This window comes from Brevundimonas sp. Br13 (assembly GCF_055391505.1).
Window position 1 is genome coordinate 1,428,759 of the sequence record NZ_AP044008.1, and the last position, 16,727, is coordinate 1,445,485.

Here is a 16,727-nt window from a genome sequence, read left to right on the forward strand (position 1 = left end):
TCGTCCGGGCGACGTCAACCCATGCGCCACAGACGCAGATGTTCAAGCACGTCGGCGACGATCTGTTCCCGGGTGAACCCCGTCAGATCGCGCGCCCGCCCGGCGGCGTCGGAATAGGCGGACAGCCGCCATTCCATCGCGCGGCGTTTCTCGGGCGCATCCAGCGCGGTCATGGCGGGGCGCGGACGTTCACGCGCCGCGAGGCGATAATGGAACGTCGGCCCGCTCTGACCGGCCGCGGTCAGGACCAGGCCTGTCGCCTCGCGCGCCACCTCAGCCTCCAGTCCTTCGGCGGACAGGGCCGCGCGAACCGTCTCAAGGGCCGGGGCTCCGGCCTGATCCAGCTGGCGGTCGATGTCGCGCCGGTTCGCGGGCGACAGAATGCGTTTGAGCTGTTCGGACAGGGGCGGGCCTTCGGTCTCGACCGCGCGTCCGGCCAGGTCGGCGTTCATCTGCCGCACCAGTCCGGCGGCCAGCAGGATCATGATGACGGCGAAGGGCAGGGCGGCCACCAGGGTCGCCGCCTGAAGCGCGCCCAGGCCGCCGGCCAACAGCAGCAGGGCGGCGGCCAGCCCCTCCAGCGAACACCAATAGACCCTTTGCCAACGCGGCGTATCGTCGGCCCCGCCCGACGCGATGGTGTCGATCACCAATGAGCCGGAGTCCGCCGAGGTGACGAAGAAGACCGCCACCAGCAGCACCGCCAGGGTCGAGGTGACGGCGGCGCCCGGCAGTTCCTCGAAGAAACGGAATATGGCGGTGGACAGGTCCGCCGTCACCGCATCGGCGATGGCCCCCGCCGCGACCCCCATATCGAGATTGACCGCCGTATTGCCGAAGATCGTCATCCACAGAAAGGTAAACCCGGTCGGAACCAGCAGCACGCCGATGACGAACTCCCGCACCGTGCGGCCGCGTGAGATGCGGGCGATGAACATGCCCACGAAGGGCGACCAGGCGATCCACCAGGCCCAGTAGAACAGGGTCCAGTTCGCCATCCAGCCGCGGGGCTCATAGGCGTAGAGGTTGAAGGTGCGGATGAAGAAATGGTCCAGATAGAGGCCGAAGTTCTGGACCAGGGCCTTCAAGAGGAAGCCGGTCGGCCCGACGACCAGGACGAACAGCATCAGCAGCACCGCCAGCACCAGGTTCAGCTCCGACAGCCGCCGGACCCCCTTGTCCAGTCCGGTCAGCACCGAGGCGGTCGCGCACGCCATGACCAAGGCGATCAGCCCCACCTGCACCCAGGGCGTATTGGGCAGGCCGGTCAAATCGTTAAGCCCGCTGTTGATCTGCGACACCCCCAGACCCAGGGAGGTGGCGATGCCGAACAGGGTGCCGCAGATGGCGAAGACGTCGACGGCGTCGCCGATCGGTCCGTTGATCCTCCGGCCCAACAGGGGCGACAGGCCCGAGCGAAGGGTCAGCGGCAGGCCCTTGCGATGGGCGAAATAGGCCAGGCTGAGCCCGACCAGCGCATAGACGGCCCAGGCGTGGACGCCCCAATGGGTGAAGGTGATCACCATCGCCTCTCGCGCCGCCTCGAAGGTGCGGGGCTGGGCCTCGGGCGGGCTGGCGTAATGCTGGATCGGCTCGGCGACGGCGAAATACATCAGGCCGATGCCCATGCCGGCGGCGAACAGCATGGCCAGCCAGGAGACATAGGGGAAGTCCGGCTCCGAATCGTCCGGCCCTAGCTTTAAGGCCCCGGTCGGTCCCAGGGCGAGGAACAGGATCAGCAGCAGAAATCCGGCGACGGCGGCGATGTAGAACCAGCCGAAGGTGTCGATCACCCAGCCTTGAGCGGCCTGGAACAGACGGTCAGACTCGCCGGGGGCGGCGACGGCCAGGGCCAGCAGCAGGCCGACGATCAGGCTTGCGCCCCAGAAGACGCGCGGATTCATCTTGGTCTTGAGCATGGACCTATAGCGTGACAGTTCCGCCATGGTTGCGGCGTCCATTGCCGAGTTCGGTTCAAATCGGCCTTCAGACCGTCTTCACAGGGGGATTTCCCGACGTTCTGCGGCGCTGCGCAGGCCGGCGTCCAGGACGCGCATGACGACCAGCGCCTGGTCGGCGGGAACGGGCGCGGGCGCCGCGCCGCGGATGGCGTCGCGGACCGCGGTGTAGAAGGCCGGGTAGTCGCCGCGTTCGGGCGCGGGCGTGGTGCGGACGATCTCACCGTCGATCTGCCTGGTCAGCACGCCGGGCGACGGGTCCAGGCCCCAGTCGGCGTCGCCGGGACGCAGGCCCGCCTTCGACTGGCCCTCCTGGGCGTCCAGCCCGTGTTTGATGAAGCTGCCGCCCGTGCCGTGGACGAGGTAGCGCAGGCCGGACTCGGCGACGAGGTGGCCCATGTTCAGAATGACCCGCAGCCGGTCGTAGCGCAGCAGGACGTGGGCGTAGTCAATGGCCGCAGCGCCGACGCGCTGGGGCTGGAGATCGGCGTAGACGGCCAGGGGCGGGCCGAACAGCTGCACCGCCTGGTCGATCAGGTGCGGACCCAGGTCGGCCCAGACGCCGCCGTCGCGTCTGTCCTTCCAGCGGTCGGTGACGGTCGGGCGGAAGCGGTCGTAGTGGCTTTCGAACACGGCGACATCGCCCAGTTCGCCCTGGTCGATCAGCCGGCGCAGGGTCAGGAAGTCGGCGTCCCAGCGGCGGTTCTGGAAGACGCTGAAGACGCCGGGCGACGAAGCCGCGACGGCGGCGACGGCTTGCGCGTCGGACAGGGTGACGGCGAAGGGCTTGTCCACCACCACGGACTTGCCGGCCTGAAGCGCGGCGATCGACTGTTCGGCGTGCAGGGCGTCGGGGGTGGCGACGACGATCAGCCCGATGTCGTCGCGGGCCAGGGCGTCGTCCAGATCCGGCAGGACCGCGACGCCAGGCAGGTCGGCGTGGACCGCTTCAGGGCGCGACGAGACGACGGCGGTCAGGTGCAGGCCCGGGGTCGCCTCGATCAGGGGGGCGTGGAAGGTCTGGCCCGCCAGGCCGTAGCCGACGACGGCGACGCCGATGGGTGCGTGTGAGGTCATGCCCCGATCAATAGCGTTCCGGGCGGGGGCCATCCAGCACATAGGGCACCACGCCGCGCTCGTTCTCGGGGACGTGAAGGGCGCGGTCGAGGGGCGGGAAGGCGCGCTGGGTGCAGTCAGTGCGCTCGCAGATGCGGCAGCTGACGCCGATCCGGGCGGCGGGGCCGTTCAGGTCCAGGCCGGCGGCGTAGACCAGGGATCCGGCGTGCTCGACCTCGCAGCCCAGGGACAGGGCGTAGCGGCGATCGTTGGCCAGATAGGAGCCGCTGGGTTTGGACACTGAGCGTGCAATGGAGATGTAGCGCGAGCCGTCGGGCATCTCGGCCAGCTGGACCCCGATCCGGTCGGGCGTGGCGAAGGCTTCGTGGACGTTCCACAGGGGGCAGGCGCCGCCGAAGCGGGCGAACTGGAAGCGGGTCGCGCTGTGCCGCTTGGTGATGTTGCCGGCCATGTCGACGCGGGCGAAATAGAAGGGCACGCCGCGCCAGCCGGGGCGCTGCAGGTTCGACAGACGGTGGCAGACCTGTTCGAAACTGACCTGGAAGCGGGTGCGCAGGCGGTCGATGTCGTGTTTCTCGGCCCGCGCCGCCTCGAGGAAGGCGCGGTAGGGCAGCAGGAGCGCGCCGGCGGCGTAGTTGGCCAGGCCGACGCGGGCCACGTCGCGTGCGGCCTGGGTGCGGAAGGCGGCGCGGTCGAGTTCGGTCTCGACCAGGTCCCGGAAGGACATGAGGGCCAGCTGGTGGGCCAGCTGGAAGGAGCGGGTGGCGCCCGGCTGCCAGGCGTCGAGGGTCAGGATTCGGCCGGCGGGATCATAGCGGCGCAGGGCCTCCTGCCCCGCGACATAGACGGTGCGGACCCCGTGCCGGTCGGCCAGCAGGGTCTCCAGCGCCCGTTCGATCGGGCCGTCCTGCGGGATGTCCGCCGCCAGGGCCTCGGCCGCCGTGTCCAGGCTGTCGACGTAGTTGTCGCGGTAATGGAAGAAGTCGCGGACCTCCTCATAGGGCAGGAGGGCGACGCGGGCGCCCAGTTCGTCGCGGCCCAGGGTGTCGTCCAGCGCCTTCACCCGCTCGTCCAGCTGGCGGAAGGCCTGGTGCAGGGCCAGGAACTGATGGGCCAGGCGCGGGGTGTTGGCGACGGCCTGTTTCAGCTCGGCCGCGGTCGGGGGCTCGGCCCCGCCGCTGACCGGACCGGCGATGTCGGTGGTGGCCTCGCGCAGGTCGGCGATCAGGCGGGCGTCGCCCTCGAGATCGAACAGGCTGGCGTCGATGTGGAAGGCGCGGGTCAGGGCGATCAGGACGCGGGCGGTGGCCGGGCGCTGATTGGTCTCGATCTGCGACAGATAGGAGGGCGACAGGCCCAGCCGCTCGGCGCAGGCCTCCAGCGTCCAGCCGCGCGCCTCGCGCAGCTTGCGCAGCTTGGGTCCCAGAAAAAGCTTCTCAGCCATTCGCAAGTTTGCAGTTCACAGTCGCCGCCTTTGCAAGTCCGTGCAGTTCCGCACCTTTTGCAAAGTTGCGTTTGCCATTTTGCGATGAAGGCGCCACGCCTTGCTCTTCGAACGAGAGGCCGAAACCGATCATGACTCAAGCCATCCTTGAAGAACTGGAGCGCCGTCGCGCCGCCGCGAAACTGGGCGGCGGGGAAAAGCGTATCGCCGCCCAGCACGCCAAGGGCAAGCTGACGGCGCGCGAACGCATCGACGTCCTGCTGGACGAGGGCTCCTTCGAGGAGACCGACATGTTCGTGGAGCACCGCAGCCACGACTTCGGCATGCAGGATCAGCGCATCCCCGGCGACGGAGTGGTGACGGGGCGCGGGACCATCGGCGGGCGGCTGGTCTATGTCTTCTCCAAGGATTTCACGGTGTTCGGCGGCAGCCTGTCGGGCGCCCATGCGGCCAAGATCGTCAAGCTGCAGAAGATGGCCCTGACCACCGGCGCGCCGATCATCGGCCTGTTCGACGCGGGCGGGGCGCGGATCCAGGAGGGGGTGGAGAGCCTGGCCGGCTACGCCGACATCTTCCTGCAGAATACCCTGGCCAGCGGCGTCATTCCCCAGATCAGCGTGATCATGGGGCCGTGCGCGGGGGGCGACGTCTATTCGCCGGCCATCACCGACTTCATCTTCATGGTGAAGGACACGAGCTATATGTACGTGACCGGCCCCGATGTGGTGAAGACCGTCACCAACGAGGTCGTCAGCCACGAGGACCTGGGTGGCGCGCGGGTGCATGCCGGCAAGTCGGGCGTGGCGGACGGGGCGTTCGAGAACGACCTGGAGGCCCTGTCGGAGGTGCGCCGCCTGGTCGGCTTCTTGCCGCTGTCGAACCGCGAAAAGCCGCCGGTGCGCGAGAGCTATGACGAGCCCGAGCGGGACGAGCCGAGCCTGGACACATTGATCCCGGCCAATCCCAACCAGCCCTATGACATGAAGGAGCTGATCCTGAAGGTGGTCGACGAGGCCGACTTCTTCGAGATCGGGGCCGACTTCGCCAAGAACATCATCTGCGGCTTCGGCCGGCTGGACGGCCAGACGGTCGGGATCGTCGCCAACCAGCCCCAGGTGCTGGCGGGGGTGCTGGACATCGATTCAAGCCGCAAGGCCGCGCGGTTCGTGCGTTTCTGCGACGCCTTCGGCATTCCTCTGGTGACGCTGGTGGACGTGCCGGGCTTCATGCCGGGGACCAAGCAGGAGTACGGCGCCCTGATCAAACACGGGGCCAAGCTGCTGTTCGCCTATGCCGAGGCGACCGTGCCGAAACTGACCCTGATCACGCGCAAGGCCTATGGCGGCGCCTATGACGTGATGAGTTCGAAACACCTGCGCGGCGACGTCAACTACGCCTGGCCCACCGCCGAGATCGCGGTCATGGGCGCCAAGGGCGCGGTCGAGATCATCTTCCGCAAGGAGGCCGGCGATCCTGCGGCCCTGGCCGCGCGCGAGGCCGAGTACAAGGACCGGTTCGCCAATCCCTTCGTGGCGGCGGGCCTGGGCTATATCGACGATGTCATCATGCCGCACGGGACGCGGCGCCGGCTGGTGAAGGCGCTGCGGACGCTGAAGAACAAGGTCCAGGAGAACCCCTGGAAGAAGCACGATAATATTCCGCTGTAGATATGGAAACTGTCGTTCTCCTAGGTGCAGGGTTCTCTCGCTGGGCGGCAAATTTGCCTCTGGTGAGTGAGCTTTTTGATTTCGCGATTGATCCCGGCAATGATCGGGAGGCGCGGCGCTTGGAAATCGTCCGCGAGGCGTATGGAAGATGGAGGGCAGAGTGCCCCGACGCGAACAACGAAGAATTTATTGCCTGGGCTAGGCTGAACCTAAAGCGCTTTGACTACGCGGGTTGGTATGTAACCCGTCGGCTAACCGACCCCTTCATTAGCGGAAGCTACATTCGGCGCACGTTCTATATCAACAGCTACTACGCACGTGAAAACCACGGGGTCGGCCGTGCCCGAGAATTTTTACAGCAGGTCGAAGCGACCTACGGTACGCCCGCCATCCTGACGGCAAACTACGATTTGTTGGTCGAGTACGCGCTCAGTACAAAAGGATTCCACTACGGAAAGCCCGGCGAGCATATTGGGAGCACGCCGCACCCTCACATCCAACCAGTCTACGTTACTGGCCGTGTGCCGCTTTTGAAGCTTCACGGCAGCCTGTCTTGGAGCGTTGAGGGCAAAAGCACCACGTCCCGACACGGAATGACCGGTAAGTGTTTGATCGTCCCGCCGATGGCAGAAAAATCGCCCAATAAGACGTTTGCGTGGGAGTGGGCCGAAGCCGGAAAATACCTTCGAGATGCGAAGCGGTTGATCGTTTTTGGCTTTGCATTCAATCCCTACGACCTGGCCATTCGCCAATTATTTTCGGGCAATTCGGCCAACCTCGAAGAGATAATATCCATCGATAAATATGATCAGCGGGCGCGGTTAGCTGAGATTTTCTCATGCACTAATGTGCGAGCCGTCAATCCCGACGACGGACTTCTTCTGACATGATCAAATCTGATGTGCTCCACTTGGACAACTATTGTGAAGGTGCCTGTTGGGCGCAACTGAAACCTCCTCGGTTTCAGCGAAGGTAGCAAGGGCTAAAATGTTCTCCAAAATCCTCATCGCCAACCGGGGCGAGATCGCGGTTCGGATCATCAAGACCTGCCGCCGCATGGGCATCAAGACCGTGCAGGTCTATTCGGAGGCCGACGCCGGGTCGTTGGCGGTCGAGATGGCCGACGAGGCGGTGCTGATCGGGCCGGCGCCGGCGGCGCAGTCCTATCTGCTGGCGGACAAGATCGTCGAGGCGGTGCGCCAGACGGGGGCGGAAGCCGTGCATCCGGGCTTTGGCTTCCTGAGCGAGAACGCCGGGTTCGCGCGGCGGCTGAGGGACGAGGGCATCGCCTTCATCGGCCCGAACCCCGAGGCCATCGAGGCCATGGGCGACAAGATCAGCTCCAAGAAGCTGGCGGCCGAGGCGGGGGTCTCGACCGTGCCGGGGCATATGGGGCTGATCGAGACGCCGGAGGAGGCGGTCAGGATCGCCAACCAGATCGGCTATCCGATCATGATCAAGGCGAGCGCCGGCGGCGGCGGCAAGGGCATCCGCGTGGCCCATTCGGACGCCGACATGGCCGAGGGGTTTGCGGCGGTGAAGGCCGAGGCGCTGAACGCCTTCGGCGACGACAGGGTCTTCCTGGAGAAGTTCATCGTCGATCCGCGCCATATCGAGATCCAGGTGCTGGGCGACAAACACGGCCATGTGGTCCATCTGTTCGAGCGCGAATGTTCGATCCAGCGCCGCAACCAGAAGGTCATCGAGGAGGCGCCCAGCCCCTTGCTGGACGAGGCCACCCGCGCAGCCATGGGGGCCCAGGCCGTGGCCCTGGCCCAGGCGGTGAACTATGACTCGGCCGGGACGGTCGAGTTCGTGGCGGGGCAGGACAAGTCGTTTTATTTCCTGGAGATGAACACCCGTCTTCAGGTCGAACATCCGGTGACGGAGCTGATCACCGGGGTCGATCTGGTCGAACAGATGATCCGTTCGGCCTGGGGTGAAAAACTGGCCTTCGAGCAGAAGGACCTCAAGATCGACGGCTGGGCCATCGAGAGCCGGATCTACGCCGAGGATCCCTATCGCGGCTTCCTGCCCTCCATCGGTCGGCTGGTCCGATACGAGCAGCCGGAGGAGGGCGAGCAGGACGGCTATGTGGTCCGAAACGATTCCGGCGTCCGCGAGGGCGACGAGATCAGCATGTTCTACGACCCGATGATCGCCAAACTGTGCGCCTGGGGCGAGACGCGCGAGGCCGCAGTCGCGGGCATGGCCCGGGCGCTGGAGGACACCCACCTGTCGGGCCTGGGGCATAATGTGCCCTTCCTGGCGGCGGTGATGGACCAAGAGCGGTTCAGGTCGGGCCGGCTGTCGACCAGCTATATCAAGGACGAGTTCCCGGACGGTTTCCATGGCCTCAAGCCGACGCAGCACCAGGAGCGAATCCTGATCGCCGCCGCCATGGCCATGCACGAGATCATTGCCGAACAGGACGGCGATCCGTCGGACCGCACCGACTGGATCGTGATGATCGACAAGACGCCGCACGGGGTGGGCCTGTCCTATGATACGGACGAGGCGATGATCCTGACCCTTACGGGCGGGGGCGACATCCGCCTGTCGGAGATCGACTGGCGGCCCGGCCTGGCCCAGTTCAAGGCCGAGCTGGATGGCGAGCCCTTCACCGCCGAGGTCAAACGCGCCGCCGACGGCTTCGACATCCGCCACCGCGCGGCCAAGGCGCGGGTGCGGGTGCTGCGGCCCCAGGTCGCCGAACTGTATGCGCGCCTGCCGGAGAAGGCGGTCGCGGATACGTCCAAACTGGTGCTGTCGCCGATGCCGGGTCTGGTGGTGTCGATCCCGGTCGTGGTGGGCCAGGCGGTCAAGACCGGCGAGACGGTGGCTATCATCGAGGCCATGAAGATGCAGAACATCCTGAAGGCCGAGCGCGACGGGGTGGTGAAGGCGGTCGGGGCCAAGGACGGCGATCCGGTGGCGGCCGATGACGTGTTGGTGGAGTTCGGGTGATGTTTTCTACCTTCGTCATCCTCGGGCTTGACCCGAGGATCGGGTGTGGGGCGCGACCTGCGCTCGACGTCCTTGCATGTGCGACGGAACATCCGATCCTCGGGTCAAGCCCGAGGATGACGGGAGTGGGGGCGGGGGGCGTCGCATGACCTTCCCCATTCCCACACCCCTCGAATGGCGCGAGGCGGCCCAGAAGGCGTTGAAGGATCGACCGATCGAGTCGCTGATGCACCTCGACGCGGACCAGTTGGCGACGCGGCCTCTATACGCCGGGGCCACCGGCGTGCAGCCGATCTTCGCCCCGCGTCCGTCCGATTCCGAAGGCCGGGCCTGGGATCTGCGGACCCTGGTCGAGGGGGATGAGCCCGAGGCGGTCAATGCGGCCGTGCTGACCGATCTGGAGAACGGCGCGGCGTCGGTGGTGCTGAAGGGGCGGGTGCTGGCGGATTCCGCGCCGTTGGGGCGGGCGCTGGAAGGCGTGGCGCTGGAGCTGGCGCCGGTGGCGCTGGACGCCGGGATCGACGGGCCGGACGCGGCCAACGCCCTGGCGGTCGTCGCCAAGGGGTCGCCGCGCGCCAAGTTGAGGTTCCACATGGATCCGGTCTCGGCCTTCGCCGAGGCGGGCGGGGCGCCGCGTTCGGTCGAAGAGCATCTGAGCCTGGCGGCCAATACGGCGGCCCGGCATGCGGGGGCCTATCCCGAGGCGAGCTTCTTCATGGCCGGCGGGCGCGTGGCGCACGAGGCGGGCGGATCGGCGGCGCAGGAGCTGGCCTTTGCGGCCTCAAGCGTCGTGGCCCATGGGAAGGCGGCCGTGGACGCGGGGATGTCGGTCGAGGCGGCCCTGAAGGGGACGGTGGTCGGCCTGTCGGTCGATGCGGAATATTTCGACAGCCTGGCGAAGGTGCGGGCCATGCGGCTGATCTGGGCAGCCTTGACGCGAGCCTTCGGGGTCGAGGCGCCGGCGGTGATCGAGGCGCGGTCGTCGCGGCGGATGCTCAGCAGCCGTGATCCCTGGCCCAATCTGCTGCGGTTGACTGCAGCGGGGTTTGCCGGCGCGGTCGGCGGGGCGGATGTGGTGGTGCTGGACGGCTTTACCCGCGCGGCGGGGCGGCCTGACGCCTTTGCTCGGCGGCAGGCGCGGAACACACAGCTGGTGCTGATGGAGGAGGCGAACCTGGGCCGGGTCGATGATCCGGCGGCGGGGAGCTGGTATCTGGACGCCCGGACGCGGGATCTGGCCGAGGCCGGCTGGGCCGAGTTCCAGATGATCGAGGCCGAGGGCGGTCTGGTCGAGGCCCTGAAGGGGTCGGTGATCCAGCCCCGCATCGCCCGCGCCCGCGCCCAGCGGGAGGCGGCGCTGGCGAACGGCGCGGTCCAGATCATCGGGGTGACCAAATATGTAGACCCGGAGGTGCGGCCGGCGTCGGTCGAGGCGGGCGATGAGGCGGCGGTTGCGGGGGTGCGGGTGTGCGAACCCCTGACCCCGATCCGCTTCGCGGCGGCCTTCGAGGAGGTGATCGGATGAGCTTCCCCGATTTCAGCAAGATCAGCCTGGACCTGGGGCCGACGGGGCAGGGGCCGATGCGTGATCCGTGGCTGACGCCCGAGGGTCTGACGGTCGAGACCGCATACGGCGCCGAGGCGCTGGAGGGGCTGGCGCACCAGGACGGCCTGCCGGGCTTCGCCCCCTTCGTGCGTGGTCCCTATCCGACCATGTATGCGGGCAATCCCTGGACCATCCGCCAGTACGCCGGTTTCTCGACCGCCGAGGAGTCGAACGCCTTCTATCGCCGCAATCTGGCGGCGGGTCAGAAGGGGTTGAGCATCGCCTTCGATCTGGCGACGCACCGGGGCTATGACAGCGACCATCCCAGGGTAAAGGGCGACGTCGGCATGGCCGGCGTGGCCATCGACAGCATCTATGACATGCGGACCCTGTTCGACGGGATTCCGTTGGACCAGATGTCGGTGTCGATGACGATGAACGGGGCGGTGCTGCCGATCCTGGCGCTGTATGTCGTCGCGGCGGAAGAACAGGGGGTGCCGCACGCGGCCCTGACCGGGACCATTCAGAACGATATTCTGAAGGAGTTCATGGTCCGCAACACCTACATCTATCCGCCCGAGCCCTCGATGCGGATCATCGCCGACATCTTCGCCTGGACGGCGCAGGAGACGCCGAAGTTCAACTCCATTTCGATCAGCGGCTATCACATGCAGGAGGCGGGGGCCTCGGCGGATATCGAGCTGGCCTATACGCTGGCGGACGGGATCGAGTATCTGCGGGCGGGCGTCGCGGCGGGCATGCCGATCGACCGGTTCGCGCCGCGCTTAAGCTTCTTCTGGGCCATCGGCATGAACTATTTCATGGAGGTGGCCAAGATGCGGGCGGGCCGCCTGCTGTGGGCCGAGGCGGTGCGGAAAGAGGGCGGGGTCGATCCGAAGTCGCTGAGCCTGCGCGCGCACTGCCAGACATCCGGTTGGAGCCTGGCGGCACAGGACGTGTTCAACAATGTCAGCCGCACCATGGTCGAGGCCATGGCGGCGGCGGGCGGGCAGACGCAGAGCCTGCACACCAATGCGCTGGACGAGGCCCTGGCGCTTCCGACCGACTTCTCGGCCCGGATCGCGCGTAACACCCAGATCCTGCTGCAGCAGGAGACCGGCCTGACCCGCGTCATCGACCCCTGGGGCGGCAGCTATTATGTCGAGCGGCTGACCCACGAACTGGCCGAACGGGCGCGGGCGCACATGGCCGAGGTCGAGGCCCTGGGCGGCATGGCCAAGGCGATCGAAGCCGGGATTCCCAAGCTGAGGATCGAGGAATCCGCCGCCAGGACCCAGGCGCGGATCGACACCGGCCAGCAGACGGTGGTGGGGGTGAACAAATATCTGAACCCCGTCGTCGACGATATTCCGATGCTGAAGGTCGACAATGCGGCGGTGCTGGCGGCCCAGATCGACAAGCTGAAACGGCTGCGGGCCGAGCGAGACCCGGCGGCGACCGATGCGGCGCTGGAGGCGCTGACGAACGGTGCGCGCGGGAAGGCGAACCTGCTGGAGCTGGCGGTGCAGGCCGCGCGGGCCAAGGCGACGGTGGGGGAAATCTCCGACGCGCTGGAGGCCGCCTTCGGCCGCCATGTGGCGACGGTGCAGACCGTGTCGGGCGTCTATGCCAAGGAGGCGGGGACGGACGCCCGCTTCGCCCGCGCCCGCGAGATGGTGGCGACCTTCGTCGAGAACGACGGCGGGCCGCCGCGCATCCTGATCGCCAAGCTTGGTCAGGACGGGCACGATCGGGGCCAGAAGGTGGTCGCCACCGGCTACGGCGACCTGGGCTTCGACGTCACCGCCGGCGCCCTGTTCCAGACCCCGGCCGAGGCGGCGCGCGATGCGGTGGACAAGGGGGTTCACGCAGTGGGCGCCAGTTCGCTGGCCGCCGGGCATCTGACCCTGGTGCCGGAACTGAAGGCCGAGCTGGAACGGCTTGGACGGCCCGACATCATGATCGTGGTCGGCGGCGTCATCCCGCCGTCCGACGTGCAGCCCCTGCTCGATATGGGGGCGGCGGCCGTCTATCCGCCCGGTTCGGCCATCGCCGATACGGCGGCGGACCTGATCGAGAAGCTGAACCAGCGGCTGGGTTACGCCCAGCCTGCCCCAAAGGAGACCGCATGATCGGCGCCCTGAACCATGTCGGGGTGGCGACCCCGTCCATCGCGGACTCGATCAAACTGTATCGCGACGTGCTGGGCGCGACGAAGATCGGGGAGCCCTTCGACCTGCCCGCGCAGGGGGTGAAGGTCTGTTTCATCGACACCCCGACGGCTCAGATCGAGCTGATCGAACCCTATGACGAGACCAGCCCCATCGTCGGCTTCCTCGCCAAGAACCCCAAGGGCGGCCAGCATCACGTCTGTTTCGAGGTCGAGGACATCCAGGCCGCCGTCGCCGAAATGCGGGCCAAGGGGGTGACCCTCCTGGGCACGGGCGAGCCGCGCATCGGGGCGCACGGGACGCCGGTCGTCTTCCTGCACCCGCGCGACATGGGCGGGGTTTTGATCGAGCTGATGGAGACGCCGAAAGGCGAACACTGAGGACCGATCGCGGTTCGCTGGAGCTTTTCGCCAGCTTGACCGTTAAGGGCGTGAACAGGAGACCTGATCATGACGCGCCGCCTGACCGCCTTCCTCGCCGTCGCCGCCCTGACGGGCGTCTCCGCCTGTCAGCAGGCCGAGCCGGAGCAGCCCGCCGCCCCGGTCGAGGCCCAGCCCATGCCCGCCCCGCCGGTTCCGGGCGTCGGCTACGCCTGCGAAAGCGGCGCGACGGTCGAGGCCCGCTATGCCGACAGCGCCACGGCTCAGCTGACCTATAAGGGCCAGACCTATGATCTGCGGTCCGCCCAGGCCGCCAGTGGGGCCCGCTATGTCGGCTCCGGCGTCGAATGGTGGACCGTCACCCGCGACGGCCAGGAGACGGCCACCCTCAGCCGGCTCAGCCCGAACGACCAGGTCGGCGTGGCCGTTTTGGAACGCTGCGCGCGACCGGCGGCGACGCCGTCACCCTTGAGCGCAGCCCAGCCGGATCAGGCCGTCACGCCTGCGCCGGGCGGGGTCCTGCCGGCCGCCGCCCCCTGCAAGGGACCGCAGCTGAAGCTGGCGGCCGAGGACGGCGACGCCGGGGCGGGCAATCGGGTGCGCAACTTCAGCCTTCAGAACATTGGAAGCCAGGCCTGCAGCCTGACCGGCTATCCGGGCATGACTCTGCTGGACGGACAGGGGCGGCCTCTGACCGCAATCCGCGCCGACCAGAGCCCCGGCAGCTATTTCCGCCAGGGCCAGGCCCCGACCCCGGTGACCCTGGCGCCCCAGGCCAAGGCCTGGTTCGAACTGGCCTGGAGCGTGATCCCCAACGAGGCCATGGGCGAGAAGACCTGCCCCTCGGCGGCGACCCTGCGAGCCACCGCGCCGGGCGACACGGCGGTAATTCCCTTAGCCTTCGCCTTCCAGCCGTGCGGCGGCAAGATCCGCGTCAGTCCGATCCGGGCCGAGGAAAACCCCCAGGCCGCGACCTGACACCGCGCCGAGACGTCTGGAAACCCGGGCGAAATGGGCGTAGGTCGCGGCCATGACCCAGAGCTTCTATGACCGCGTCGCCGGCGAACTGTCCGACATTGACGCCCAGGGCCTGACCAAGCCCGAACGGATCATCGCCTCGCGCCAGGGGCCTGTGATTCAGGTCGGCGGGCGGGAGGTGCTGAACTTCTGCGCCAACAACTATCTGGGCCTGGCCGGCGACGAGCGCGTGACCCAGGCCGGGATCGCGGCGCAACAGAAGTGGGGCGCGGGCACGGCCTCGGTCCGCTTCATCTGCGGCACCCTGGAGATTCATAAAGAGCTGGAGGCGGCTGTCGCCGGCTATCTCGGCTTCGAGGACGCCATCCTGTTCGCCGCCGCCTTCGACGCCAACGGCGGGATTTTCGAACCCCTGTTCGGTGAGAACGACGCCATCGTCTCGGACAGCCTGAACCACGCCTCGATCATCGACGGGGTGCGGCTGTGCAAGGCCAAGCGCTATCGCTTCGCCAACTCGGATATGAATGAGCTGGAAAGCCGCCTCAAGGAGGCCCGGGCCGCCGGCGTCCGCGACATCATCATCGCCACCGACGGCGCCTTCTCGATGGACGGCTATATCGCCAAGCTGGACGAGATCCGGGCGCTGGCCGATAGGTACGACGCCCTGATCATGGTCGACGACTGCCACGCCACCGGCTTCCTGGGCCCGCAGGGCAAGGGCTCCTTCGCCTATCACGGGGTCGAGGTGGACTTCGTCACCGGCACCTTCGGCAAGGCCCTGGGCGGCGCCATGGGCGGCTTCATCTGCGCCAAGAAGGCGGTGGTCGAACTGCTGAAGCAACGGGCGCGGCCCTATCTGTTCTCCAACGCCCTGTCGCCGGCGGTGTGCGGGTCTTCGCTGGAGGCGATCCGCATCGCCCAAGGGGCGGAGGGGGATGCGCTACGCACTCGCCTGTCGGCCAACGCCCATCGCTATCGCAACGCCATGGCCGATGCGGGCTTCACCCTGCTGGACGGCGAACATCCGATCATCCCGGTCATGCTGGGCGACGCCAAACTGGCCCAGGACTTCGCGGCGCGGGCGCTGGAGCTGGGCGTCTATGTGATTGGGTTTTCCTTCCCGGTCGTGCCGCGCGGCCAGGCCCGGATCCGCACCCAGATGTCGGCGGCCCATACGTTCGAACAGATCGACCGGACGGTCGAGGCGTTCACGCAGGCGGGGCGGGAGCTGGGGGTTATCTGACCCCTTTCTCCGTCACGCTCGGCCACATTATTCCCGTCATCCTCGGGCTTGTCCCGAGGATCCATAGACTCCGTCGAGGACGGTGCGCACCGGCTAAAACCGGGAGTATGGATCCTCGGGACAAGCCCGAGGATGACGATCTTAGAGTTTTTAGGAGACGCCGTAATGGCCGAAACGATGAAAGCCCTGGCCAAGACCGGACCGGTCGAGGGCCTGGAACTGATCGACGCCCCGATCCCCGAGGCGGGGCCGGAGGATGTGCTGATCCGGGTCCATCGCACCGCCGTCTGCGGCACCGACATCCATATCTGGAACTGGGACGAGTGGTCCCAGAAGAACGTCCCGACCCCGATGATCACCGGCCATGAGTTCGCCGGCGAAATCGTCGCCATCGGCAAGGAGGTGGATCGTCCGCTGAAGATCGGTCAGCGCGTCTCGGCCGAGGGGCATGTGATCGACCTGAACTCCGAAGCGGCCCGCGCCGGGCACTTCCACCTGGACCCGCATACGCGCGGCATCGGCGTGAACCGCCAGGGCGCCTTTGCCGAGTTCGTGGTGGCGCCGGCCTTCAACGTCATCGAACTGCCCGACGACGTGCCCTATGAGATCGGCTCGATCCTGGACCCGTTCGGCAATGCGGTGCACACGGCCCAGCAGTTCGACCTCCTGGGCGAGGACGTCCTGGTCACCGGCGCCGGCCCCATCGGCATGATGGCCGCCGCCGTGGCCCGACACGCCGGGGCGCGCACCGTGGTCCTGACCGACATCAACGACTTCCGGCTGGAGTTGGCGCAGAAGGTGGCGCCGGGCGTGCGCACCGTGAACACGACCAAGGAAGACATCCATGACGTCATGAAGGAGCTGGGCCTGAAGGTCGGCTTCGACGTGGCCCTGGAGATGTCGGGCTCGCCCGTCGCCTTCAAACAGTGCGTCGACACCCTGATCATGGGCGGCGGCATGGCCATGCTGGGCATCCCCGGCAAACCCATGGAGACCGACTGGGGCGCGATCATCCTGAAGGCCCTGACGATCAAGGGCGTCTATGGCCGCGAAATGTTCACCACCTGGCGCAAGATGCTGGGCCTGCTGAAGGCCGGCCTGGACCTGAGCCCGTTGATCACCCACCGGCTGGACTACGCCGACTATCGCCAGGGCTTCGAGGCGATGAAGTCGGGTCAGTCGGGCAAGGTGGTGCTGAACTGGGACAAGGCGGCCTAAGGAGGCCGGCCCCCTCCGTCGGCTTCGCCGACACCTCCCCCAAGGGGGGAGGATTTTGGTCTCCGCCATTCGCATTCC

13 protein-coding genes are annotated in these 16,727 nt (G+C 67.3%); 9 read left to right on the forward strand and 4 right to left on the reverse strand.

Translation table 11 applies throughout. From position 1 onward, the window contains the following. Positions 1-14: 14 nt before the first annotated feature. From ACZ5M6_RS06925 to ACZ5M6_RS06940, 4 genes are read right to left on the reverse strand one after another with little or no spacing between them, the layout of a single operon-like run. Complete coding sequence (locus ACZ5M6_RS06925) at positions 15-1,961, reverse strand: BCCT family transporter (RefSeq protein ID WP_224762209.1); 1,947 nt, start codon at positions 1,959-1,961, stop codon at positions 15-17. Between the two features lie 36 nt (positions 1,962-1,997). Then, positions 1,998-3,035 carry an oxidoreductase gene (locus ACZ5M6_RS06930; protein WP_464159999.1) on the reverse strand — a complete coding sequence of 346 codons (1,038 nt, stop codon included), beginning with the start codon at positions 3,033-3,035 and terminating at the stop codon, positions 1,998-2,000. Between the two features lie 7 nt (positions 3,036-3,042). Continuing rightward, positions 3,043-4,479: a helix-turn-helix domain-containing protein gene (locus tag ACZ5M6_RS06935; RefSeq protein ID WP_464160000.1), complete on the reverse strand. Its 1,437-nt coding sequence runs from the start codon at positions 4,477-4,479 to the stop codon at positions 3,043-3,045. Next, positions 4,472-4,612: a hypothetical protein gene (locus tag ACZ5M6_RS06940; RefSeq protein ID WP_464160001.1), complete on the reverse strand. Its 141-nt coding sequence runs from the start codon at positions 4,610-4,612 to the stop codon at positions 4,472-4,474. Before ACZ5M6_RS06940 ends, ACZ5M6_RS06935 begins: the two co-directional genes overlap by 8 nt. On the opposite strand from ACZ5M6_RS06940, the gene ACZ5M6_RS06945 reads away from it, so the two are divergent. From ACZ5M6_RS06945 to tdh, 9 genes are all read left to right on the forward strand, one after another. Then, entirely contained in the window at positions 4,611-6,146 is a 1,536-nt protein-coding gene (locus ACZ5M6_RS06945; protein ID WP_336970657.1) for an acyl-CoA carboxylase subunit beta, read from the forward strand. The two genes, ACZ5M6_RS06940 and ACZ5M6_RS06945, sit on opposite strands and share 2 nt — an antisense overlap. Before the next feature lie 2 nt (positions 6,147-6,148). Then, on the forward strand, positions 6,149-7,036 hold the full coding sequence (locus tag ACZ5M6_RS06950) for an SIR2 family protein (RefSeq protein ID WP_464160002.1): 888 nt from the start codon (positions 6,149-6,151) through the stop codon (positions 7,034-7,036). A 97-nt stretch (positions 7,037-7,133) separates the two neighbouring features. Further along, a complete protein-coding gene (locus ACZ5M6_RS06955) occupies positions 7,134-9,113 on the forward strand; it encodes an acetyl-CoA carboxylase biotin carboxylase subunit (protein ID WP_464160003.1) in 1,980 nt (659 codons plus the stop codon). A 145-nt stretch (positions 9,114-9,258) separates the two neighbouring features. Further along, positions 9,259-10,638: a methylmalonyl-CoA mutase family protein gene (locus tag ACZ5M6_RS06960; RefSeq protein WP_464160004.1), complete on the forward strand. Its 1,380-nt coding sequence runs from the start codon at positions 9,259-9,261 to the stop codon at positions 10,636-10,638. Next, positions 10,635-12,791 carry a methylmalonyl-CoA mutase gene (scpA, locus tag ACZ5M6_RS06965; RefSeq protein WP_464160005.1) on the forward strand — a complete coding sequence of 719 codons (2,157 nt, stop codon included), beginning with the start codon at positions 10,635-10,637 and terminating at the stop codon, positions 12,789-12,791. The genes ACZ5M6_RS06960 and scpA overlap by 4 nt, the downstream gene beginning before the upstream one ends. Continuing rightward, entirely contained in the window at positions 12,788-13,210 is a 423-nt protein-coding gene (gene mce / locus ACZ5M6_RS06970; RefSeq protein WP_333895955.1) for a methylmalonyl-CoA epimerase, read from the forward strand. The genes scpA and mce overlap by 4 nt, the downstream gene beginning before the upstream one ends. 69 nt (positions 13,211-13,279) lie before the next feature. Beyond that, a complete protein-coding gene (locus ACZ5M6_RS06975; protein ID WP_464160006.1) occupies positions 13,280-14,188 on the forward strand; it encodes a DUF4232 domain-containing protein in 909 nt (302 codons plus the stop codon). Positions 14,189-14,240: 52 nt separating this feature from the next. Further along, the gene (locus ACZ5M6_RS06980) at positions 14,241-15,431 is read left to right on the forward strand and encodes a glycine C-acetyltransferase (RefSeq protein WP_464160007.1); all 1,191 of its coding nucleotides are present in this window, start codon (positions 14,241-14,243) and stop codon (positions 15,429-15,431) included. 165 nt (positions 15,432-15,596) lie between these two features. Further along, positions 15,597-16,649 (forward strand): L-threonine 3-dehydrogenase, encoded by a 1,053-nt coding sequence (gene tdh / locus ACZ5M6_RS06985; RefSeq protein WP_182714706.1) that lies wholly within the window; start codon positions 15,597-15,599, stop codon positions 16,647-16,649. Positions 16,650-16,727 lie beyond the last annotated feature (78 nt).